The sequence below is a fragment of the Enterococcus sp. M190262 genome, from assembly GCF_005843965.1.
GTDB lineage: Bacteria > Bacillota > Bacilli > Lactobacillales > Enterococcaceae > Enterococcus_D > Enterococcus_D gallinarum.
In genome coordinates this window covers 48,449-70,086 of sequence record NZ_CP040461.1, presented here as the reverse complement: position 1 = coordinate 70,086, position 21,638 = coordinate 48,449, and the positions used below count along the sequence as shown (strand labels likewise).

The 21,638-nt window shown below is 40.9% G+C and carries 22 protein-coding genes and 1 tRNA gene; 15 read left to right on the top strand and 8 right to left on the bottom strand.

Features of this window, described 5'->3' with window-relative positions:
* Positions 1–169: 169 nt before the first annotated feature.
* The gene (locus tag FE005_RS00350) at positions 170–619 is read right to left on the bottom strand and encodes a DIP1984 family protein (protein WP_005470685.1); all 450 of its coding nucleotides are present in this window, start codon (positions 617–619) and stop codon (positions 170–172) included.
* Between the two features lie 490 nt (positions 620–1,109).
* Between FE005_RS00350 and FE005_RS00345 the strand changes: the two genes are divergently transcribed.
* The gene (locus FE005_RS00345; RefSeq protein ID WP_081131551.1) at positions 1,110–2,735 is read left to right on the top strand and encodes a peptide ABC transporter substrate-binding protein; all 1,626 of its coding nucleotides are present in this window, start codon (positions 1,110–1,112) and stop codon (positions 2,733–2,735) included.
* A 71-nt stretch (positions 2,736–2,806) separates the two neighbouring features.
* On the opposite strand, the gene FE005_RS00340 is transcribed toward FE005_RS00345, so the two are convergent.
* From FE005_RS00340 to FE005_RS00330, 3 genes are all read right to left on the bottom strand, one after another.
* Complete coding sequence (locus tag FE005_RS00340; RefSeq protein WP_138371101.1) at positions 2,807–4,090, bottom strand: cytochrome P450; 1,284 nt, start codon at positions 4,088–4,090, stop codon at positions 2,807–2,809.
* 115 nt (positions 4,091–4,205) lie between these two features.
* Positions 4,206–4,287, bottom strand: a tRNA-Leu gene (locus FE005_RS00335).
* 342 nt (positions 4,288–4,629) lie between these two features.
* A complete protein-coding gene (locus FE005_RS00330) occupies positions 4,630–5,523 on the bottom strand; it encodes a neutral zinc metallopeptidase (protein ID WP_002316719.1) in 894 nt (297 codons plus the stop codon).
* A gap of 213 nt (positions 5,524–5,736) precedes the next feature.
* On the opposite strand from FE005_RS00330, the gene FE005_RS00325 reads away from it, so the two are divergent.
* The 5 genes from FE005_RS00325 to FE005_RS00305 are packed head-to-tail and all read left to right on the top strand — an operon-like array spanning position 5,737 to position 10,088.
* Positions 5,737–7,374, top strand: a complete 1,638-nt coding sequence (locus tag FE005_RS00325) for a PRD domain-containing protein (RefSeq protein ID WP_138371100.1) — start codon at positions 5,737–5,739, stop codon at positions 7,372–7,374.
* Positions 7,371–7,802: a PTS sugar transporter subunit IIA gene (locus tag FE005_RS00320; protein WP_103300996.1), complete on the top strand. Its 432-nt coding sequence runs from the start codon at positions 7,371–7,373 to the stop codon at positions 7,800–7,802. The genes FE005_RS00325 and FE005_RS00320 overlap by 4 nt, the downstream gene beginning before the upstream one ends.
* Before the next feature lie 12 nt (positions 7,803–7,814).
* On the top strand, positions 7,815–8,096 hold the full coding sequence (locus FE005_RS00315; protein ID WP_002301437.1) for a PTS sugar transporter subunit IIB: 282 nt from the start codon (positions 7,815–7,817) through the stop codon (positions 8,094–8,096).
* Between the two features lie 2 nt (positions 8,097–8,098).
* A complete protein-coding gene (locus FE005_RS00310; RefSeq protein WP_003125789.1) occupies positions 8,099–9,349 on the top strand; it encodes a PTS ascorbate transporter subunit IIC in 1,251 nt (416 codons plus the stop codon).
* Between the two features lies 1 nt (position 9,350).
* Complete coding sequence (locus tag FE005_RS00305) at positions 9,351–10,088, top strand: sugar isomerase domain-containing protein (RefSeq protein ID WP_002301439.1); 738 nt, start codon at positions 9,351–9,353, stop codon at positions 10,086–10,088.
* Between the two features lie 250 nt (positions 10,089–10,338).
* On the opposite strand, the gene FE005_RS00295 is transcribed toward FE005_RS00305, so the two are convergent.
* Both FE005_RS00295 and FE005_RS00290 read right to left on the bottom strand, forming a co-directional pair.
* Complete coding sequence (locus FE005_RS00295) at positions 10,339–11,178, bottom strand: aldo/keto reductase (protein ID WP_138371099.1); 840 nt, start codon at positions 11,176–11,178, stop codon at positions 10,339–10,341.
* Between the two features lie 141 nt (positions 11,179–11,319).
* Positions 11,320–12,147, bottom strand: coding sequence for a manganese catalase family protein (locus tag FE005_RS00290; protein WP_010723486.1), 828 nt, complete (start codon positions 12,145–12,147; stop codon positions 11,320–11,322).
* Positions 12,148–12,338: 191 nt separating this feature from the next.
* On the opposite strand from FE005_RS00290, the gene FE005_RS00285 reads away from it, so the two are divergent.
* The 4 genes from FE005_RS00285 to FE005_RS00270 all read left to right on the top strand — a co-directional run bounded on the left by FE005_RS00285 (position 12,339) and on the right by FE005_RS00270 (position 15,948).
* A complete protein-coding gene (locus FE005_RS00285) occupies positions 12,339–13,286 on the top strand; it encodes a magnesium transporter CorA family protein (protein WP_103300993.1) in 948 nt (315 codons plus the stop codon).
* Between the two features lie 633 nt (positions 13,287–13,919).
* Positions 13,920–14,168, top strand: a complete 249-nt coding sequence (locus FE005_RS00280; protein WP_002292290.1) for a GlsB/YeaQ/YmgE family stress response membrane protein — start codon at positions 13,920–13,922, stop codon at positions 14,166–14,168.
* A 199-nt stretch (positions 14,169–14,367) separates the two neighbouring features.
* Complete coding sequence (locus tag FE005_RS00275) at positions 14,368–14,772, top strand: organic hydroperoxide resistance protein (protein WP_002292291.1); 405 nt, start codon at positions 14,368–14,370, stop codon at positions 14,770–14,772.
* Positions 14,773–14,904: 132 nt separating this feature from the next.
* The gene (locus tag FE005_RS00270) at positions 14,905–15,948 is read left to right on the top strand and encodes a hypothetical protein (RefSeq protein WP_138371098.1); all 1,044 of its coding nucleotides are present in this window, start codon (positions 14,905–14,907) and stop codon (positions 15,946–15,948) included.
* Positions 15,949–16,065: 117 nt separating this feature from the next.
* Here the strand turns inward: FE005_RS00270 and FE005_RS00265 are convergent, their stop codons facing one another.
* Positions 16,066–16,410, bottom strand: coding sequence for a PepSY domain-containing protein (locus FE005_RS00265; RefSeq protein WP_138371097.1), 345 nt, complete (start codon positions 16,408–16,410; stop codon positions 16,066–16,068).
* A 193-nt stretch (positions 16,411–16,603) separates the two neighbouring features.
* Between FE005_RS00265 and pepA the strand changes: the two genes are divergently transcribed.
* From pepA to ytpR, 4 genes are all read left to right on the top strand, one after another.
* Positions 16,604–17,680 (top strand): glutamyl aminopeptidase, encoded by a 1,077-nt coding sequence (gene pepA / locus FE005_RS00260; protein ID WP_003125824.1) that lies wholly within the window; start codon positions 16,604–16,606, stop codon positions 17,678–17,680.
* A 217-nt stretch (positions 17,681–17,897) separates the two neighbouring features.
* Entirely contained in the window at positions 17,898–18,212 is a 315-nt protein-coding gene (locus FE005_RS00255) for a thioredoxin family protein (RefSeq protein WP_003125825.1), read from the top strand.
* Positions 18,213–18,230: 18 nt separating this feature from the next.
* Entirely contained in the window at positions 18,231–18,686 is a 456-nt protein-coding gene (locus tag FE005_RS00250) for a universal stress protein (RefSeq protein ID WP_005470736.1), read from the top strand.
* A 211-nt stretch (positions 18,687–18,897) separates the two neighbouring features.
* Positions 18,898–19,509 (top strand): YtpR family tRNA-binding protein, encoded by a 612-nt coding sequence (gene ytpR / locus FE005_RS00245; RefSeq protein WP_138371096.1) that lies wholly within the window; start codon positions 18,898–18,900, stop codon positions 19,507–19,509.
* Positions 19,510–19,563: 54 nt separating this feature from the next.
* Here the strand turns inward: ytpR and FE005_RS00240 are convergent, their stop codons facing one another.
* Positions 19,564–20,871 carry a S1C family serine protease gene (locus FE005_RS00240; RefSeq protein WP_060814535.1) on the bottom strand — a complete coding sequence of 436 codons (1,308 nt, stop codon included), beginning with the start codon at positions 20,869–20,871 and terminating at the stop codon, positions 19,564–19,566.
* A gap of 248 nt (positions 20,872–21,119) precedes the next feature.
* Here FE005_RS00240 and rlmH point away from each other — a divergent pair, with 248 nt between their 5' ends.
* Positions 21,120–21,599 carry a 23S rRNA (pseudouridine(1915)-N(3))-methyltransferase RlmH gene (gene rlmH, locus FE005_RS00235; RefSeq protein WP_081131541.1) on the top strand — a complete coding sequence of 160 codons (480 nt, stop codon included), beginning with the start codon at positions 21,120–21,122 and terminating at the stop codon, positions 21,597–21,599.
* The last annotated feature ends 39 nt before the right edge of the window (positions 21,600–21,638 follow it).

Here is a 21,638-nt window from a genome sequence, read left to right as displayed (position 1 = left end):
AACAGAGGCACCCACCTTGTCAAACCAGCACGTGGTCGTTAATTGAAAAATATAAGTTGTACGCTTGTAACTGAACAGCAGTCATTAAACGGGTCCCTGCCAGACCCCATTGGTGTACATATAAGCCTGTACCTGCTTTGTGCTCGCTTTTGACTCCCACCCAGCTGTTTTATAAATCAACAAGCCAATTTGTTTGTTGAATCTGCCCGTCTAATTCACGTAAGGCTTTTGCGGTTTGATTCAAACGGTCGGTGATTTGCTTGGTATCGATCGTTCGGATCATACGAATCTCATTACGTCCCATCCGTGGAGCAACCTTGGCTGCTTCCAATGTTGCCGTTAGCATCGCATGCGAACGCCTTAAAGCTTCCCGTTTCTCTAATGCAGCAGCAATCGTTTCTTGTCCACCGATTTTGGCGACCGCATTTCGCTGATTGATTGCAATGACCAACTGGGCAAATTCTTGGTTTGTTGTTTCATAATCCAGCAGTAAGTCGTCGATGCTGCGGTCTAACGTATCGCCTTCTTGGATCACGGCACTACTGGCAATCTCTTCTCGTAACAGAGTGAGTTTGGATTCAAGATCTCTTCGTAGTAATAATGCTTCAGCAAGTTTCATTGATTTCATCCTTTCGAGCAAGGTTTCTTTTCTTTATCCTAGAAAAAAAACACTAAGCTGGCAAGTATTTGCCCTCCAAAAAGTCTTGAAGCCATTATTGAAAAGATTGAAAATTCTAAAAACTGTTTGACTTGAAAAACGAGGAATAGTATACTTTTATCAATTCAGTAGAATATAGGACATCGATGAGAAGAGTAGCTTTGATGACTGTTTAAAGAGAACCCGGGTTGGTGAGAAAGGGGACAGAACGCTAAGTGAAGATGAGCTCAGAGTCTTTTAACTGGTTTACGCTGGTTAGACGGAACGCAGCCGTTATCCTGCCGAGTATGCATACGTACTGATGAGGTGTTATTTGTAAAAATGACACGAAAAAGGGTGGTAACACGAAGTCTTCGTCCCTTTGTTGATCAATGATGATCAGCAAAGGGACGAGGATTTTTTTATTTAATCAAGCTTGCAACTCGCAAGTGAAAAGGAAAGAGGAGAGTAAATGAAAAAGGGTTTGGTTGTTGTAGGGATTTTAAGTTTTTTGTTAGCAGGATGTAGCACGACTGGATCGTCCGCAAAGGAGACAGATCCAGAAGTTCAAGAGATTTCAGTCAGCTTACCGGCAGAGTTGACAACATTAGATACGACGCAAACAACGGATAAAGTTACGTTTACCGTTATCCAGCATCTTTTTGAAGGGTTGTATCGTTTTGATGAAAAGAGTCAGCCAGTTCCCGGTTTGGCGGAGGAAGCAGTCATCAGTGAAGATGGCAAGACATATACCTTTAAACTAAAGGAAGAAGCCAAATGGAGTGATGGGCAGCAAGTGCAAGCAGCAGATTTTGCTTATGCTTGGAAGAAACTGGTCGATCCTAAAACCATGGGGCCTAATGCGTATCTTTTAGACAATGTCGTCAACAGTCAAGATATTCGCGAAGGGAAAGCAGACATTGCGACGATTGGCTTAGAAACACCGGATGAAAAGACCTTTGTCGTCCATTTGGAACAGCCGCAACCTTCTTTTTTATCGGTGGTGTCGATTGGCTGGTTAGCGCCTCAAAGACAGTCTTATGTTGAAGAAAAAGGGACGGCATATGGGAAAACAAGTGAAGACTTGCTCTATACGGGACCTTTCATTCTGAAAGACTGGCAACAGACCGGTGCAGAATGGACGCTTGCCAAAAATCCTGAGTATTACGATCAAGCGGTAGTTAAGTTGGATAAAATCAAAGGTTCCACGATCAAAGAGGAGAATACTGGAATCCAGTTGTTTGAAAGCGGGGAGTTGGATCTGCAAAAAATCAGCGGACTCTATGTGCAACAGTACCAAAATAATGACTCATTAGTCACTCAAAAGGATATTGCCAACTATTTTTTAGATTTCAATAAACAGGCAAATAAACCATTGGCAAATGTCCACCTTCGTAAAGCCATCGCTTTGGCGATTGACAAAGAGAGTCTCGTGAATGATGTGTTGAACGATGGAGCAAGCGTATTGAATGGCCTTATTCCCAGTGGGCTTTATGCCAATCCGAATACCAATGAAGATTTTCGCACTTATAGCGGGGACTACAATGAATACGATAGTAACAAAGCACAAGCAGAATGGAGCCAAGCACAATCAGCTATCGGTGACAAAATTGAACTGACTTTATTGGTAACAGATGATGATCACGGACAAAAAATCGGTGAATATCTGCAAAATCAGCTTCAAGATCATTTGCCTGGTTTGACGATTACAATCAATAAACAACCACGAACGAATTTGAATCAATCACGAGCAGATGGTCAATATGAGTTGTCGATTTCTGGTTGGATTGCTGGCAGCAGTGACTTGGACTCTTATTTCAATTTATATAAAAAAGGTTCTTCTTACAATTACGGTGGATATGTCAACGAGGACTATACGGCATTGACAGAAAACGCACGTACCGTGGATGCCAATGATCCAGATAAAGTATTTGAAGATTACAAATCAGCAGAATCAATTCTGTTAGCAGAAGATGCAGCTCAAGTTCCTCTATATCAGAGTGCATCAAATTATTTGATCAGGTCAACGATCAAAGATATCCAATTTCCCGCATACGGTGCCTATTTTTATTTCCGTACGGCATCTGTAGAGAAGTAAGCAAAAAACGCAGCCCTAAGCTTGCTTGGGCTGCGTTTTTGTGAGCTGCACTTAATAACAACGATCAGTAGTTACTCATTTTCTGTGGTCATTGCAGCTTCTTTAAATAAGAGAACTTTACTTTCTGGATAGGTTGGAAAGTGATTCATTGGAATCTTCCAATCTTGTTCAGGAACTTCAAACTGATAGTGGTTGACCAGTAAATCACTGAACACGCGCAACGTATGCAAGGTGATCCATTCACCAGCACAGCGGTGCATTTTGCGGAAATCACCGCCCCCTTGTGCGATCATTTCATATTCTTCCTCATAGGAAATGGCTTGTGTACGTCCGACAAAGCGATCCACTTTGAAGTCATCTGGCTGATCAAAGGTTCTCGGATCATGATTCGTACCATAAATATCTTGGACGACCCAGCTGTCCTTAGGGATCAGATAACCATCGACGACAACATCTTGCAAGCTAATGGCGGGCATCATTGGAAAGAAAGGATAAAAGCGGCGTAATTCTTGAATAAATGAATCCTGTAACTCCGAAAAGTTTTGTTTAAGTGCTTGGTAGATGGTCGTTGTACTAAAAAGGGCATGTCCCATCAAAGCGATCCAAACGGTTAAAGCAACCGTAGGGCGGATGATATTTAACAGATCGACGGCTGCAACTTCGATCGGCAGTAAATTATCTTCAAGATCAGTGGCAGTAGCGAAAGTATAAAGTGCTAATGATTCTTTCCCAGCAACAGGATGTTGACGAGCTTCTTCAATCAATCCTTGAGCCCATTTCTCAGATTTTTTACGATCTTCGACGCCTCTTAAATGGGCGACAGGGGAGGTGACAGTCCCGCTGAACATAGCAACTTGATAATCAGCTAACTCACTGATCTCTGATTGAGACAGTGGTGCTAGATTGATTCCTGACCATTCACAAATCGTTTTGAATAGAACATTTTTTGTGAGTGAAAAAAGCTCAAAGGTACCGGATTGTTTATCCAGTTCATGAGAAAGGTTTCGTTCCAACAAATCATGGTAATCGGTCATTCTCTCAGGTGTCATCAAGTCCATAAAGTAGTTTTTCCGATGGTGATGTTGTTCCCCGTCTAAAGTTTGAACCCCCTCTTCCCCTAACAAGGTTGAACGGACGAGTTTGGGCATTGCTCCTTCACGTTTAAAGTTTCGTGGATCATAAAAAATTTTTGCTGCTTCTTTTCCATAAATGGCAATCACTTCTTGATTCAGAAATTTTGCTCTAACGACTGGGGCATTCACCTCAGACCGTAATTCTCCTAAGATTTCATAACCAGCATCAAAGAGTTCTTTGACCTCAGTTAATTTGATTTTCGCTGTTGGTACTTCTTTCATTGGATTTCCTCCTGTCTTTTTCCTATTGATATACTTCTAGCTTAAGCTTTTTTCTTTATTTAGACAAAAGAAACACATAAAAAAGAGCAGATCATCCAAGATGATCTGCTCAAAATGCGGAAGATGGGAGTTGAACCCACACGAGATATACTCACACGCGCCTGAAGCGTGCGCGTCTGCCATTCCGCCACTTCCGCGTATAAATAACCTTAGCGCATTTTGAGAATTTTGGCAAGAAAAAAAATAAGTCTGTCAGCGGGGACTGACAGACAAGGAGTAAAAAATGAAAAAGTTGGGTTGTTTGTTGGGTTATTTATATAGTAACCGGAAAATATGAAAAAATTGTGATCAACCCTTAGCGTTTTAAAGAAAAAAACAGGCCAAAGGTTAAAAAAAACTAAAATAGCACCATGAAAAAAAAGGGCCTGCCAGCGGGGACTGACAGGCAAGGAGTAAAATGAAAAAGTTAGGGTTTGTTGGTATGAATAAACTATACCGCCCAAATGTGAAAAAAGAGTGACCAAAAAGGAACGTTTTTGTTACGATCCGTAGACCAAATCAAGGTTTTTTTCATTGAAGGTGTCTCCATGCTCCAAATCACCATATTTGAACCCCCGGTTGAACCATTCAACTCGTTGTTTTGAAGTCCCATGAGTAAAACTATCTGGTACGACATATCCTTGGTATTCCTTTTGTAACGTATCATCACCAATGGCATTAGCAGCTGTGATAGCCTCTTCGATATCACCAGCTTCTAAAATCGGTTGGCCGTTATAAGTTTTTCCTTGTAGATACTTGGCAAATGTACCGGCTAAATAATCCGCTTGGAGTTCCAAACGAACACTATATTGATTGTATTCTTTTTCAGAAACCTGTTGGCGGATCTTATCGAGTTGCTGTGTAATACCAAGTTCGTTTTGTACGTGATGACCAACTTCATGAGCAATGACATAGGCCATAGCAAAATCTCCGCTGGCCCCATACTTTTGAGAAAGTTCTGTTGCAAAGCTGAGATCCAGATAAACATTTTGATCAGCAGGGCAATAAAAGGGACCAACTTGAGAAGTTGCATTCCCACAAGCCGATTGAACACTTCCTGTAAATAAAACCAGTTTAGGATCTTGATACGTAGTCTGTTCTGCTTCAAAAACACCATTCCAATAATCTTCCAAATGGCCGAAGACGACAGCGGAGAATTCTTTTTCCTCTGTATACTCGTCTGAAGCCACATTTTCTGTTTGATAATTAGCGGCTTGTCCGCCTCCCAAAATATCTGTGACGGAGTTTAAATCACCCCCACTGAATAGAAAAAAGAGGACTGCGATAACAATCGTACCGATACCACCGCCGGCCATTATTTTTCCTCCTGAACCTGCGGAACGACCAGAGCGGTCTTCCACATTGGAACTTTGTCTACCCCCACGCCATTTCATTTTGTTTCCTCCTCATTTGACTGTTTACATTTATTATAAGAGAAAACGAGGAAGATGAGAAAAGTTTGGCTTGCTTGAAGCGATTTTGCGGAACAAACGACCGATATTGCTATCAAGGGAAAGGGTGTGCACACCTTTTAATCATTTTTTAATCTAACAATTGGTCTTCATATTTGTTAAGGTATCACTAGAATAAAGGTAGAGGGTGAGCAAATGAAAAACAATTATTCTTTGATCGAAGACCGACGCATGCAAATTTTTAAGCGGCTAATCAATGGGGAGCACTTGAGTTACCAGCAACTTTCTGATGAGTATTATGTTTCTAGGAGCAGTATCGCCAAAGATATCGCTTATCTAAAAACACTGTTTGTCAAAGAAAATTTACTGTTGCGTTTTGATAATTCAGGCACTTATTTTCAAGGAAGCGAGTCACAAATCCAACGAATGTTGAAGCGATTCATTCTCCTTACTATGGAGCATGGGGAGAACCTTTCTGTTCTGACAAATGTGTCATTATTTGAAAAGATAAATGCGGCTTTTCGCCATTCGATCACCGAAAAGCAAATGGAGATCCCAGAAAGCTACATCCAAAGCATCGTTGTTTCGATCTTGCTGATTGTCGAGCGCTCGAACCAGGCAAATCAGCTGGATATAGAAGAGAAGCGCCAATTTGGAAAATTGTTTTTGGAATTTGACAAGTATCCGTTGATTTATGAATTGTTGAAAGAAATTGAAGAACAAGAAATCTACCATTTTTCATCGAAAGAAGTTCAGTACCTAACCTATCTCATTGTAGGTAGTGGCTTACGTTTTTTTATGAAGAACGAATCGATTCCGTTCTCTTTTCGAGGGAAAGTCAGAAATCTGATTCAGAAAGTCAGTGAAGGCATCCAGATCGATTTGACACAGGATAGTCGCTTAGAAGAAGATTTGACGATTCATTTGTACCAGCTGTTTTTACGCATTGAGGCCCAAACTACTGTAGTCAATCCATTGCTAGATGAGATCAAACAGCATTATCCAGCGTTGTATGGGGTCGTTTGGTTCTCTTTGAACGACTTTCTAAAGGCCTACCATATTGGAATATCTGAGGATGAAATCGGGTTTGTTTCGATTCACTTTCAAGCTGCAGTAGAACGGATGCGGCAATTGAATAAAATCGTCTTTGTTTGTCCGAACGGTGTTGGCACCAGTTCATTTATTTCTGCCAAGATTCGTCGAATATTGCCTAATGTCGATAGTATTGAAACCGCTTCTGTCGCTAAGCTCAAAGAGATGGATATTTCTGCCATCGATTTCATTATTTCCACGATCGATTTACCTGATGTTTCCAAACCAGTCGTCCGCATCTCGCCGATGGTGACCAATCGAGACATGAAGCGGATCATGAATCACTATATCGATTTGATTATTGATAATGAACCGATTGCGGATAAGGTGAAAATCCTGCAAGATACACGGATGTTGATTGCACCGAAGATTTATTTTGAACGATTTGAGACCAAAGAACAAGCACTGGATTTTTTGATCAGTCAAAATGACTTTTCGTCGGAAAATCAGCGTACGGACTTTCAGCGTTCCGTCTTAGAACGAGAAGCATTGCAGTCGACCTATTTAGATAACGGTTTTGCCATACCTCATGGCAATCCTGAGCTTGTTTCAAAAACGACCTTTTCTGTATTGATTTTGGATCGTCCTGTTGATTGGGGCAACCAAAAAGTCGATATCATCGTGTTACTAATGATACGAGAAGATGAGGCCCAAGAAGTAGAACCTGTCATGAAGTTGATCATGCAAGGGATCGAAGACAAAGAATGGTTCATTTCAAAAATGTTGGAGGTAAAATCATGATCAATTTAAAAAAATTACTGCCTGAGGATCATATCGAGACCACGAATCAAATCCTCACCTGGCAAGAAGCAGTTCAATTGGCGAGTCAGCCGCTATTAAATGAAAAAGCCATCGATCAACAATATGTCGCTAATATGATCCATAGCGTTGAGGAGAACGGCCCGTATATGGTATTGGCTGATTACTTTGCATTGATGCATGCTCGTCCGGGGGAAGGTGTCTTTCATAAAGGGATGAGTTTGCTAGTGACTAAAAACGAAATCGATTTAGCTGGCAAGCCGGTCCGTATTTTCCTTGTTTTAGCTGCAAAAGACAATCAAAGTCATTTGGAAAGTTTACAGGAAATCATGGAAGTGTTTATGGATCAGGAAAAGTATCAACTTATTTTGAATGGTGACAAAGAACAGATTTGCCAATTATTCCTATAGGAGGAAAAGAAGATGAAAATTTTAGCTGTGTGTGGATTTGGTGTTGGAAGTTCAATGGTGTTAAAGATGACGATCGATAAGGTGATTAAGGAGCTGGGGCTGAAGGCGACTGCTGAGAATACGGATTTGTCTACTGCAAAAGCAACTCCTGCAGATGTTTATTTTACAAGCCACGAATTATTGAATGATTTGCAAGCTTCAGTCAAAGCACCTGTCTATCCCATCAAAAAATATATGGATGTCGCTGAAGTCAAAATGCAAATGGAAAAGTTTTTAGCTGAAAGAGAGGGATAATCATGAGTTTTGTCACAGATCATATTTTAAAGAATCCGCCAGTATTGCTCGGACTGATTGCAATGATCGGGTTGATCGTGCAACGAAAACCTTTTGCCGAAGTGGTGAAAGGCTCGTTGACAGCAGCCTTTGGGATGGTAGCATTGACCGCAGGGGTCAATATGCTGACGGGAACGATCGCACCAATCAACACAGCGGTTCAGACACAGTTGGGGGTTCAAGTAGCCGATGGTCTTTCTGATGTGACCTTCACAGCAGAATACGGGGGAACTGTTGGGTTAGCTATGTTTTTTGGATTGATCTTGCACTTATTGATTGCTCGTTTTACACCAGTTAAGACGATTTTCTTGACGGGTCATATGTTATGGTGGTTCCCATTTGTGATCGTTGCTGGTGGGGTTGAAGGTGGAATGTCGGGGATTCCATTATTGATTTTAGGAGCTGTTTTATCTGCTTGTTATTGGTCATTTATGCCTTGGATCATGCGGAAATATGTGTGGGATGCCACTGGCGATGATTCGTTCTTGATTGGACATCCTACAGGGATCTTATCGATGGTGTCCGGCTTCGTGGCAAAACGAGTAGGAAACAAAGAAAAATCGACAGAAGATTTAAAAGTGCCAGAAAACCTGTCCTTTTTCCGTGAGATTTCCATTACAGGTGCCTTGGTGATGTTTTTGATGAATATTGTTGTAGGAATTATCGCACCAGTTCTTGTCCCAGAAGGTGGGAATCTGGTCATGTTTGCTGTTCAAGCAGGCTTGAACTTTGGCGCAGGACTCTTGATCATGCTTTATGGGGTCCGCCTATTGATCAACCAAATTATTCCAGCTTTCCAAGGGATTGCCGAAAAAGTCGTCCCTGGAGCCAAACCAGCTTTTGATGTACCGATCCTATTCAATTATCGTCCGAATGCCGTGATTATTGGTTTTATCGTAGCTATGATCACCTCAACGATCCTTGTGATCATTGTCAATACGACGAATGTTTTTGGAATCTTGATCGTACCATTAGTTATCACCAGTTTCTTTGAATGTGGCGGCGCAGCAGTTATTGGAGAAGGACAAGGCGGCTTGCGTGGCGCAGTCATTGGTACCATTGCCGCATCATTTGTGATGGTCTTGTTAGTTGGTGTATCTGCCGTTCTATTCAGCACAACGATTCAAAACTGGATTCTGATCTTTGGTGGCAATGACTTATCACTTTGGGGAATCATTGGTCGTGGTCTCGGCAGTCTATTTGGGGGAATTTAATATGTATCAATATGTTGATAAAATTCATGCATTACTAGAAACCGTTGAAAAAAAGGAACAGCATGCAATCGATGAGGCAATTCGTCTCTTGACTACAGCAAATCTAGAAAAGCATTCGATTTATATTTTTGGGGCTAGTCATGCGGGGATCTTGGCAGAAGAAATGTACTATCGCGCGGGAGGGATGATGACTATCAATGCGATCTTTGGACGAGAACTGATGTTGGATCGCAGTCCCATCACCTTTACTAGCAAAATGGAACGACTAGAAGGCTACGGCACCGCATTAGCGGAAATCCAGCCGTTCAAAGAAGGAGACGTGCTGATTTTACACTCAGTTTCAGGTCGTAATCCCGTCATAATCGATTTAGCACTAGCGGCAAAAGAAAAAGGCGTCAAAATTATCGCTTTAACAAACAAAACGTATTCGCAATCAGTCACTAGCCGGCATTCTTCGGGCCTTCGTCTGTTTGAAGTCGCTGATCTTGTAATCGATAATCATGGGGAAATTGGTGATGCAGGTTGTCAGATTAAGGGGATGGATCAAAAAGTGGGGCCTACTTCAACGGTGATTGGCGCTACGATCCTTAATACCATTATCGTCGAAGTTTGCCAACAATTGAAACAAGCAGGAATCGATTATCCGCCCATCTTTTATTCCGCAAATATGGATGGCGGCGATGAATTGAACCAATCATTATTTGAACAATACAAAGAAGCCATTCACTATCAGTTGTAATGATGTTTGTACAGAAGTTTTAACTCAGAAAAAGAACTGTGAGAAAAGCATAATCCAAATGAAAACTGATCGTGTCAGAAGTTTTTACTTCTCATAAAATAGCAGCAAGACTCCAGTAGAGCCTTGCTGCTAGTAGATCTAAGGAATTCAATTGGGGCAAGTCATCTCGCAGTTCTTTTTTTTGACCATTCCAATTCCTATAATTGATGTGAGCCTATGAAATCCCTCAGGAGCTTTGTGCTGTCTCACTTTACTCAAATTCTTCATATTCTTTCGGATCTTGACCTTCAATACGTCCATCTTCTTTGTTCAAGCGATTGATTGCATTGATTTCTTCTTCAGTCAATTCAAAGTCAAAAATAGCTAAGTTTTCTCGCTGATGGCTCAGGTTTCGGGATTTTGGTAGTGGTAGAATCCCGCGATCGACGTGCCAGCGTAAGATGACTTGACCCGCAGATTTTTGATATTTATTTGCTAGATCAGTGATGATGGATTCTTTGAGCGCCGCGCTGCCACGGCCTAATGGACTCCATGCTTCAGAAATGATCCCACGTTTTCTGTTTTCTGCTACCATTTGTTCTTGGACCCAGTAAGGATGGATCTCGATTTGATTGATGGCTGGTGTGACACCAGTTGCCTCAATAATGGCATCTAAATGTTCAGGTTCAAAGTTAGATACACCAATAGAACGAATCAAACCTAATTTTTGCGCAGTCACTAACGCCTGCCACGCTTCAATGTACTTGCCGCGTTTAGGCAGTGGCCAGTGGATCAAAAAGGCGTCAAAGTAATCTAATCCCATGCGCGCCAGCGATTCTTGAATACTGGTCAGTGCATCATCATATCCATGATATTTTCCTGGTAATTTTGAGGTGATATAAAACTCAGAACGAGGGACACCGGATCGGCGAATCGCTTTACCGACGATTCCTTCATTGTCATAGTTCGTTGACGAATCAATCAAACGATAGCCATCTGCAATCGCTGCTTGCAACTGGCTTAAGCCTTCGCCACCGCGAATTTGATAGGTACCGATGCCCAAGGCTGGGCGCATATTGCCGTCATTTAGTGTAAGTAAAGGTGCTTTCATATAATGATTCCTCCTTTTTCTTATACATTCTACTCTAACGCTTTTTTAGCTTTAAGGTAACCAACTTGCTCAATAAGACAAGAAAAGAGCAATGATTTCTTGTGAATGGAATCATTGCTCTTTTTATTCGTTTCGATCAATTTATTTTTCAGGTGGCGTGCCATACATTTTTGGTGTGACAGGATCTAGTTTTGGCGCTTTGCCTTCAACTTTAGGTGTAGAAAGCCATTGGTATTCACCTTCGCCATCAAGTGCTTTTCCTTTTGCCCAAGAGCCTTCTTTACTTTGATCTCCTTCAGAGAAATTGTAAAAGTCATAGGCGATGTCTAACCGTTCTTCATTACGAGGGAAAGTGCTCGGTACTAAGATTGTACCCTCTTTTTCTTCAAGTTCTTTGACAGCTTGTGCCCAAAGGTTTTGGTGATAGCTGTCCCGAGCTAATAGCACGGATAAGAGGTCTTTAACTCCACGGTCATCAATCATTTCATAGATTCGAGCGACTTGTAATCGTCCTTGTGATTCTGCATTTAAATTGGCACGGAAGTCTGCCAGTAAATTACCGCTGGCAATGATGTAAGCGCCACTCCATGGATTACCGACACTGTCAGCTGGACGTGGTCCTAAGCCAGCAACGATCGCATGTTGTGGATTCATTCCAGAGATAATTGCGCCAATTGCTGGGTCTTTTTTCATTGCGGCTTCTTGATCTTCTACCGGTGCACCTTCTAATAAACGAGCAACCATTGTAGCAAGCATTTCAACGTGTCCAATTTCTTCTGTCGCAATGTCCATCAACATATCTTTGTACTTTTCTTCTCCACGGCAGCTCCAACCTTGGAAGAGATACTGCATTGCTACACTCATTTCGCCATACTGGCCACCGATCAATTCTTGAAGATACTTCGCAATTAATGGATTTGGTTTGTCTGGTTTTGCTTCGAACTGTAGTTCTTTCTGATGTAGAAACATAGTTGTCCTCCTCTAAAATGATTTTTATTGGGCCCAAAAATATTCTCTCACGTTTATTTAGAATGGTCTAATCAAACGCTTGCTTTATTTCCGTATTAATAAAAACCGTTGAAATAGCGCTTTTTCTTGACAAAAAGCAGTCGCCATTAGATAGTTGAAGAGAAGTGAAGGAGTTAAAGGAGAGAGGCAAAATGTATTCGTACTATAAAATCGAAAAGAACCAAATCAGAGAATCATCCGAAGAAGACTATAATTGGTTGGTAGTCAAACATGGAAATGAAGAAGAAAAAAAAGAGCTGCTGACACTTTTTGATTTACCGGAAGATATTTTTATTGGCTCCGATGAACCAGAGGAAGTTTCTCGATTAGAACATTTACGAGACACTAAATTAAACAATCCGTTTCTTTATACATTGATCGATCTTTCTTCAAATCATCAAGAACGCATTGAAAAACGCCTTGAACCTGTCACATTTATTCTTTCCAAAGGATTGATGATCACCTATGTCTCTAGAGAATCGAATCTCGTTGAGCGATTGATCGAGAAACATGGAAATGAGCTTCGACATTTTGAGGATATCATTGCTTTTGCCACATTAATGATCTATACCCACTATATCAATGGGTTGAAAGAGATTAAAAAGCAAATCGACCAATTGGATGCGGCTGCCCGTAAAACAACCGAAAATAATGAACTATTTAATCTGGCAGACACAGAACGAGATATGGTTTATTTGGATCACACATTGAAAGATCAGAATCTTACAGTGAATCACTTGATGGAACGAAAAGAGTTTTTAGACAAATTAGATAATGAATCGTTAGTTTACGACATTAAACTGCGACAGAAATTTGCCAACAAGCTTGTCACGATCTATCGCGATTTATTGGAAACCATCGGTGGTCTATTCTCGGATATGATGGACAATAATTTGAACCATTTGATGAAATATTTAGATTCAGCAGCATTAGTGGTTGCAGTGCCATCATTGATTGCTGGACTTTGGGGGATCAACACTGGCGGACTGCCTGGGAAGGATAACACGATAGGAACGATTCTAGTCTTTGGGTTAGCTGTCTTAGTAGGCATCCTTACTGCTGTCTATCTTTCAAAGAAAGACTTTTCAAAAACAAAATAAAAAAGCAACTTTGTCTAGCATTGAACGCTGGGCAAAGTTGCTTTTTTTCGTGACTTCACAATCGCGAAGACTGTCCAATAAGCAGAGGGGAGAAGCGAGAAATGAAAAACATTAAGAAGAAAGGCCGGGGTACAATCCGAACAATTTATTTTTTACTTTACTCGCTATTGCATACGCTCACTTCTATCGCTGCTTTTTCTCATAATCCTTTTACATAGTGAGGGGAAGCAGGTTTCAAATACAAAAGGCAGAATCAAAGGAATGCCAATTGTTTTGATGTTTCATCAGAAGGATGTAGTGAATGAGGTGTGTACGACAATCAGGTTTCTTTGATTGCTTTTATTCATAGGGAAGATGACGATTGAAAGCAGACAATGAAAGAAAATCGTACATAGTCTAGGTACCCTTTATCAGAAAATAACTTTTTGCTGATCAAAACGCTTTCAAAGAGCTGCGGCAGTTTTTTTGACCTCTTGCAGTGAGTGTTAACGATTCCAAAAAAGTTGATTTATCCTTAATATAACAACGTTTTAAATTTTTTTTGTTTTTTAAGAGCAAAATTTTTGTGTATTTTTAAGAAGAAGCGTAACATAATATGTGTAATAAATATTTCACAGAAAGAAGGAGAAAATTATGCATTGGTTATGGGTATTAATCGTAGGAGCTATTATCGGTTTGATTGCCGGAGCAATTACAAATAAAGGTGGATCAATGGGATGGATCGCTAACATCGTTGCAGGTTTAGTTGGTTCAGCAATTGGACAAGCATTGTTAGGTAGCTGGGGTCCTCAATTAGCAGGAATGGCTTTGATTCCTTCTATCATTGGTGCGATCATCGTTGTTGCTGTAGTATCATTTTTCTTGGGACGTTCAAGAGGTTAATCGTCAAACATATCAGCAATTTTACCTATTATCTTAAGGAGCAGCTTTTCGCTGCTTCTTTTTTTGTATGGACGAACTGCTTCTATCACTGATCATCGATGTTGTCTAACTGATGTCGCCGAATGCAAGCATTACCTTTGTCAGATTAAAAAATACTCGTTACACTTAATATAGAACGACGAAAGAAAGGATGATCTCAATGAAAAAAATGTACGAAACAGCAATGATCAATCGTGGAGGTCGTGATGGCGAGGTTGAGGCACCAAACGGAAGTATGCACATGAAGATCGACCGCCCAGGAATCCATAGTGAAGGGACAAATCCGGAACAACTTTTTGCGGCTGGATACGCATCTTGCTTCAACGGCGCGGTTCAACACATGCTGGAAGAAAATAATCTTGAGTCTGATTCTGAAGTCAAAGCACGGGTATCTTTATTTCAATTAGAAGATGGGGGCTACCAAATCGGGGTTGTTTTAGAAGTTTCTTTGCCAGGACTTGAGAAGGACCAAGCAGAGAAAATCGCAGAAGAAGCCCACGCATTTTGCCCATACTCTAAAGCAACAAGAGGCAATATTGATGTGGAAGTGACTATAGTAGAATAAGGGATTCTTAATGTTACTATAAATGAGATTATGAAAGATCCTATAAAGAAACGCTAGTAAAAGAAACATGTAGATACTGTAATTAATAGCGGTATATGTACGATTGATCGAATAGACCAAGGAGGCAAAAAAATGACACAGCGGGTAGCAATAATGATCTTAGTGTTGCTGGTCATTGGCCTCCTTGTTTACTATGTCCTAAAGTTTAAGCATTGGAAGCAGCAACGGATACATCAGGATATTGAAAAAAAGTTAAAACGGTATCCTATTGTTCAAGCAGCTTGGGAAAAGGCTGAAGCAAAACAATATAACATTCCTGGATTAACAGAAACAAGAATGGTGATGCCGGAAACCGGCGAAAATGAGGTTTGTCAATGGATGACGCCGCAAGGGTTGGCTTTTTCTCAAGATTTTGTGTTTATTTCTGCCTACTGCTATGACCATCAGCATCATTCTATTATTCATGTACTGGATAGAGAAATAGGACAGCCGATCAAACTGCTGATTTTACCTAAACGGCCACATGTAGGGGGCTTAGTATATGATACAAAACGGGAACTTTTATGGTTGACAATCACAGGATCTGCTACTGGACGAGTAGCCGCTTTACGTTTGATCGATATCTTAGCAGATACATCTGAAGCGACGGGACAGCCAATCGCTTATTGGCTGACAACTGATCTCTTAGAGATTCCACAAGCATCGTATTTGACTCAAAACAATGATCAACTGGTATCTGGCAACTTCACACTAAAAGGTGAAGGACAGTTGACTTTCTATCTATTGCCGACGGTAGCTGAAATGAAAACAGCAATTCGCCGCAAAGACAAAATCCAACCAACCGTGACAATGAGCAGAAAAACATCTGATAAGATTCAAGGTGTGGCTTTTTATGGCCATTATCTCTTAGCCAGTCGTTCTTATGGTCCTTATACCTCGGAACTCTTAGTGTCCGAGCGGGACTCTCCTAGCCGGATCCTAAAACGAATCAAATTTCCACCGTATTTGGAACAAATCGTTGTTGTAGAAGATCGTCTAGCAGTATTGTTTGAAAGTGGCGCCGCAGCGTATCGCGAGAAAGCCAATCCTGTGTTAGCCAATGTTTTATTACTAGACTTAGCTACGTTGCTTCATGCAAATAAGCGTCCCAAAAAGATTGCTGCAGCTAAAAAATAGTCGGACAACTCAAGATGATCACTGTTGTTCATAAAGAACGACAAGAAAAATCATCTAGCGATGTTCGACTATTTTATGAGTTTGAATCATTGAGCGTCTGTTGTATAGCAATGCGTATTAATCAATGATCGATCGTTGAATATCCAAAACAGTTCCTGTTTTCGCATCTGCTAAAAATTCGTAAGTGATCAGTTGTCCGTCTTCGGTCCGAGTAATACCGCCGGTATATCCTTGAGATGTCACTGCAAATTTACGAAGTGGTTGCTTCTCAAAATTGATCCAGGAACCTTCGATCGGACCTTCTTTTAAAAATGCTGCTTTGATTTGATCGAGGACGTCATCTGCATTCATCGATTGTTTTTTCTTCACCCATAATGTCGAGAAGATCCCGCCTGCAAAACCGACACCCACGCCGATGGCCAGGCCGTTTTTAAAATAATTGAATGGACGTTCATTGATCATAAATGTTGTGCCTCCTTGAAGACTTCTCCTATCCTGTTAAGGAATAAACGGAAATCCTTTTGTCTGTTTAGATTATTTTACCATAGTTTAGAATTTTTCTATAAGAAAAGAACCAGAATGAGTAATTTGCGTTATAATAAATATAGATTTGCAAGAGGAGGGAAGGCTTGTTTCGATTCAAGCCGAAAAAAGTATGGAAGAAAAAACGTTTCAACGAATCAAAGAATTAACAGAATTGCAAGGAACTAGTGGATTTGAACAGGATGTTCGGGCTTATATGCGGGAAGCGATGACTCCATTAGTGGACGAAATCCAACAAGATGGACTTGGCGGGATCTTCGGATTACGTCATCATTCAGATGCAGATGCACCACGCGTGATGCTAGCTGCTCATATGGACGAAGTTGGATTCATGTTGACACAAATCACCGAACGCGGGTTATTTAAAGTGACACCTCTTGGCGGTTGGAACCCTTATGTCGTTTCAGCACAACGCTTCACTTTAAAAACTGCGAAAGGCAACTATCCATGTATTTCTTCATCAGTGCCCCCACATTTACTACGTGGAACAGCTGGACAAAAAGCAGTAGAAGTAACGGACATTCTGTTCGATGCTGGTTTTGATTCTAAAGAAGAAGCGGAAAGTTTTGGCGTACGACCAGGTGACACCATCGTACCTCAAGTAGAAACAATCAAGACAGCGAATGGCAAAAACATTATTTCAAAAGCTTGGGATAATCGTTATGGCTGTACGGTTGTATTAGAAGCATTGGAAGCATTGAAAGAAGAACAACTGGGTCATACATTGATTGCTGGTGCCAATGTGCAAGAAGAAGTTGGCTTACGTGGTTCAAAACCTTCTGTCACGAAATTCCAACCAGATCTATTCTTCGCTGTTGACTGTTCACCAGCTGATGATACAGTGACGAAGAATGGGACTTTTGGGCATTTAGGTGAAGGTACACTGATGCGTATCTATGATCCAGGAATGATCATGTTGCCTCGGATGAAAGAATTCTTGCTGGACACAGCAGAAACAAACAATATCCCTTACCAATACTTTGTGTCTAAAGGCGGTACGGATGCTGGTGCAGCTCATATGGCCAATGAAGGAATTCCAAGTTCTGTGATTGGTGTACCAGGACGTTATATCCATACCCATCAAACACTATTCAGCATCGCTGACTTTGATGCTGCGAGAGAAATGGTGATCCAAGTCTTGAAAGGTTTGGATAAATCAACAGTTGCTACAATTGTAGAAGGAAAATAAAAATTAAGAGCTGTGATACGACTCAACGCTAGATCAGACCTATTTGGTTCAATTTTTGATCTGTTATTGTAACTGTTTACGATAATCAGGAAATGGGACAACTAGGGTGCTGTTTTCAGTGACTAGCATGGGCGTGTTCACAGCTCTTTTGCTTGTGAGTTGGTTCCCTGTTTTAAAAGGTGTATAATTTGATTAGAGAAAAGAAAGTGGTGAGCGTGTGATTGTTCCAAAAAATTTAGAAGAATTGGCAACATATGTCGAAAAAGGAAAGAATGTCTTCTTTTTTACAGCAGACTGGTGTGGGGATTGCCGTTATATTAAACCGCAATTGCCTGAGATCGAAGCAGATTTCCCTGAATTTCAATTTGTTGAAGTTGATCGTGATGCTTATATGGATGTGGCTGTTGAATGGAATATCTTTGGAATTCCAAGTCTTGTAGTGATCGAAGACGGCAAAGAACTTGGTCGTTTAGTCAACAAAGATCGAAAAACAAAAGCAGAAATCGAATCTTTCTTATCAAGTCTAAATTAAACTTTCGAGGTGAAAAACATGAGTGGGCAAAGATATCAAAATATTTTAGTAGGTGTCGATGGCTCCGACCAAGCCAATGAAGCGTTCAAAAAAGCAGTTGAAGTGGCACGACGCAATCAGGGGAAAGTCTATGTAGCGAATATCATCGATCAGCAGATCCCCACGATGATGGGATATGCTCCTTTAGATACAACGATCATTGAGCAGGAAAAGGATACTGCCCAAGAATTAATCGAATCCTGTAAACAATATGGTAAATCCGTTAATTTTGATTTGATCGAAGGGATCATTGCTTACGGCTCTGCGAAAGAAGCAATGGCCAAACAGTTACCAGAAAAATATGGGATTGATTTGATCATGGTAGGCCAATCCGGACTGAATGCTGTTGAGCGGTTTATCACCGGGAGTGTAGCGAGTTATATTATTCGCGAAGCGAAATGTGATGTGTTGGTTGTCTCTCCTAGCGAAGAATAAGCAAAAGACAAAGCTGTGACAGAAGATACAGAGACAGGAAAAAAGAGCAAGCGAGTGCTTTTTCATTCACTAGCTGCCTGTTGGTCTGATTTCTGTCGCAGTTTTTTTATGGATTGGGAAGTGCAGCGATTGTAAACTAAGAAAATTCCCATGACGAACAGACAAAAATTTGTTAAGATTATGGGCGGAATAAGTAAGAGGAGGAAGACAAGTGATTTTTTCATACAACAAAGAATATGTGGGCGATACTTTGATCGTGATCACAGCAGATGATAAAGGGATGGAACAAACGGCTGAACGAAAAGGAAATGTCGCTCAAATCAAAAATGAAGAAGGTACGATCGTAGGTTGGAACTTCTTTCACATTTCTGATACAGTTGCCATTGAAGGAAACGGGCAAGTTGTTTTGACGAAACAACAAGTGGAAACTTTGAACCGATTGATCACAGAAGCTGGCTTTACGGAGCAATTGGCAATTGATTTAGAGCCGAAAATCGTTGTGGGTTATGTCAAAACATGTGAACCACATCCAGATAGTGATCATTTATCTGTAACGGAAACAGAAGTCGGAGAAGGCGAGGTCCTGCAAATCGTTTGTGGTGCTGCCAATATTCGCAAAGGCTTGAAAGTCGTTGTTGCTAAACCAGGGGCAATGATGCCGGATGGGTTATTGATCTGGCCAGGAACGCTTCGTGGCGTCGATAGCTACGGCATGATCTGTTCTGCTCGTGAACTGCACTTAGCAAATGCACCATTGAAAAAAGGAATTCTTGAATTACCACAAGATGCCGTTGTTGGTGAAGCTTTTCCAGTTGGAAAATAATAAAAAAGATCTGCCACGTCCTGTTTGTGTGGCAGATCTTTTTTTGACTTGAATTTAGTTGCTGCTGTCAGTCGATTGTTCATTGATCGAAGTATCTACAGATAGAACGACTTTGGCTGTTTTTTCTTCTTTGCCGCGGTAGAACGTCACTGTGATCGTATCACCGACTTTGTGCTTGTACAGTGCAGATTGTAGATCTGTGGTTGTGCTGATGTCGGTATCATCGATTTTCGTGATGACATCGTATTGTTTCAATCCTGCTTGTTCAGCTGGTGTCGCGTTATTTACTGAGTATACGACTACTCCGTCAGTGACAGAAGATGGTACTTTCAAGATTTGTTCTTGTTGTTGCGAAGTGATTGAGCTTAAGTTGATTGTTCGAATACCCAATGCTGGACGAACAACTTTGCCGTCTTTTTCTAATTGGTTGATAATATCGACAACGTCGTTACTTGGGATCGCGAAGCCCATTCCTTCTACGCTGACACTTGATGTTGATTCAGAAGTGCTGGCGATCTTGCTAGAGTTGATTCCGATCACTTGTCCTTCAACGTTGATCAGTGGACCACCAGAGTTTCCTGGGTTGATCGCTGCATCTGTTTGAATCGCATTGATGCTGACTGCTTCACCAGATTCATTTTGGTTCGTTACTTGACGATTCAGAGAAGAAACAATCCCTTGCGTTACAGAATTTGCAAAGCTAGATCCTAATGGAGAACCAATCGCAATTGCTGGTTCGCCAACTTTTAGTGAATCAGAATCGCCGAAAGAAGCAACCGTGTCTACTTTATCAGAAGAGATGCGTAAAACAGCAAGGTCAGTGTAAGCGTCTGTTCCGACTAATTCAGCTTTGACTTTTGTGCCATCAGAGAGAACGACTTCCAAACCATCTTGTCCTTCTACTACGTGGTTATTCGTAACGATATACGCTTTGTCACCATCTACTTTATAAATCACGCCACTTCCTTCAGAAGAAGCTTCTAGTGAACTGTCATCGCCTGAATTCTCAGTCCCTGATCCTTGACCACCTTGCTGACCAGAGCCAAATAACCCTTCGAGGCCATTCGCATTATTTTGTTGCAAGTTGATGATCGAAACGACTGCTCCTTGCACTTTTTCGACTGCTTTTGTTACATCGCTGTTGACATCATATTTAACATTGGAGACTTTCGTTTGTCCATTGTTATCTTGAACACCGCTGGTTGCAGTCGTTCCAGGTGAAGTCAAAGAAGAGCCCATCGCCAGATAAAGTCCGCCGAAGGTCAACAAACCACCAACTACTCCGCCAAGAATGCCAATACCTAATTTTTTTAATAAACCGGAAGAAGGTTTTCTTCCTGGTGTCACATTTTTTCGTACCATTTGTTATTCCCCCTATTGAATTGTTTGTATGTATTTATTATATTCTTTCTTTCTGACAATAGTCTACTAAGAGATTTTGAAAAAAATATGAAGAAGATAGGGAGGATTTAGACCAAAACAATGAAATTTCTTTTTTTAGTAAGAAGAGGATTGCTTGAAACGAGACATACTATTATAAAAGAAAAATCCATCTCGACATATATTCTAGAAAGAAATTCCATTATAATGATAGCGGAAGGTGAGTGGTTATGAATATTAAAATCGTCACAGTAGGCAAATTAAAAGAGAAATATCTGATTCAAGGAATCAATGAATACGTGAAACGATTAGGCGCTTATTGCAAAATCCAATTCGTGGAAGTTCCTGATGAAAAAGCTCCAGAAAGCATGAGTGAAGCTGAAATGCTTCAAGTGAAAGAAAAAGAAGGTAAGAAAATCTTGGCAAAGATCAAAGACCAGGAATACGTCTTTGCATTAGCGATTGAAGGCAAAAATCCCACCAGTGAAGCTTTTGCCCAGCAGATCGAGCAATTAGGAATCCAAGGCAAAAGCCAACTAGTCTTCGTAATCGGCGGCTCCTTAGGTCTCAGCCAAGAAGTGATGCAGCGCAGCGACACCCAAATCTCTTTCGGCAAAATGACCTATCCCCATCAGTTAATGAAACTGATTCTAGTCGAACAAATCTATCGTGCTTTTCGCATCAATACAGGCGCGCCTTATCATAAGTGAGGGTGTTTTCTCCACGAAAGAAAAAATAGTAAAACAGAG

Excerpts from the sequence above, each read along its gene's own strand:
- FE005_RS00280 (WP_002292290.1), top strand. The coding sequence starts at position 13,920 with ATGCATTGGTTATGGGTATTAATCGTAGGAGCTATTATCGGTTTGATT.
- pepA (WP_003125824.1), top strand. The coding sequence starts at position 16,604 with ATGGAAGAAAAAACGTTTCAACGAATCAAAGAATTAACAGAATTGCAA.
- FE005_RS00315 (WP_002301437.1), top strand. The coding sequence starts at position 7,815 with ATGAAAATTTTAGCTGTGTGTGGATTTGGTGTTGGAAGTTCAATGGTG.
- FE005_RS00290 (WP_010723486.1), bottom strand. The coding sequence starts at position 12,147 with ATGTTTCTACATCAGAAAGAACTACAGTTCGAAGCAAAACCAGACAAA.
- FE005_RS00340 (WP_138371101.1), bottom strand. The coding sequence starts at position 4,090 with ATGAAAGAAGTACCAACAGCGAAAATCAAATTAACTGAGGTCAAAGAA.
- FE005_RS00325 (WP_138371100.1), top strand. The coding sequence starts at position 5,737 with ATGAAAAACAATTATTCTTTGATCGAAGACCGACGCATGCAAATTTTT.
- rlmH (WP_081131541.1), top strand. The coding sequence starts at position 21,120 with ATGAATATTAAAATCGTCACAGTAGGCAAATTAAAAGAGAAATATCTG.
- FE005_RS00310 (WP_003125789.1), top strand. The coding sequence starts at position 8,099 with ATGAGTTTTGTCACAGATCATATTTTAAAGAATCCGCCAGTATTGCTC.
- FE005_RS00265 (WP_138371097.1), bottom strand. The coding sequence starts at position 16,410 with ATGATCAATGAACGTCCATTCAATTATTTTAAAAACGGCCTGGCCATC.
- FE005_RS00350 (WP_005470685.1), bottom strand. The coding sequence starts at position 619 with ATGAAACTTGCTGAAGCATTATTACTACGAAGAGATCTTGAATCCAAA.
- FE005_RS00240 (WP_060814535.1), bottom strand. The coding sequence starts at position 20,871 with ATGGTACGAAAAAATGTGACACCAGGAAGAAAACCTTCTTCCGGTTTA.
- FE005_RS00295 (WP_138371099.1), bottom strand. The coding sequence starts at position 11,178 with ATGAAAGCACCTTTACTTACACTAAATGACGGCAATATGCGCCCAGCC.
- FE005_RS00345 (WP_081131551.1), top strand. The coding sequence starts at position 1,110 with ATGAAAAAGGGTTTGGTTGTTGTAGGGATTTTAAGTTTTTTGTTAGCA.
- FE005_RS00320 (WP_103300996.1), top strand. The coding sequence starts at position 7,371 with ATGATCAATTTAAAAAAATTACTGCCTGAGGATCATATCGAGACCACG.
- FE005_RS00330 (WP_002316719.1), bottom strand. The coding sequence starts at position 5,523 with ATGAAATGGCGTGGGGGTAGACAAAGTTCCAATGTGGAAGACCGCTCT.
- FE005_RS00305 (WP_002301439.1), top strand. The coding sequence starts at position 9,351 with ATGTATCAATATGTTGATAAAATTCATGCATTACTAGAAACCGTTGAA.
- FE005_RS00270 (WP_138371098.1), top strand. The coding sequence starts at position 14,905 with ATGACACAGCGGGTAGCAATAATGATCTTAGTGTTGCTGGTCATTGGC.
- FE005_RS00285 (WP_103300993.1), top strand. The coding sequence starts at position 12,339 with ATGTATTCGTACTATAAAATCGAAAAGAACCAAATCAGAGAATCATCC.
- FE005_RS00275 (WP_002292291.1), top strand. The coding sequence starts at position 14,368 with ATGAAAAAAATGTACGAAACAGCAATGATCAATCGTGGAGGTCGTGAT.
- FE005_RS00250 (WP_005470736.1), top strand. The coding sequence starts at position 18,231 with ATGAGTGGGCAAAGATATCAAAATATTTTAGTAGGTGTCGATGGCTCC.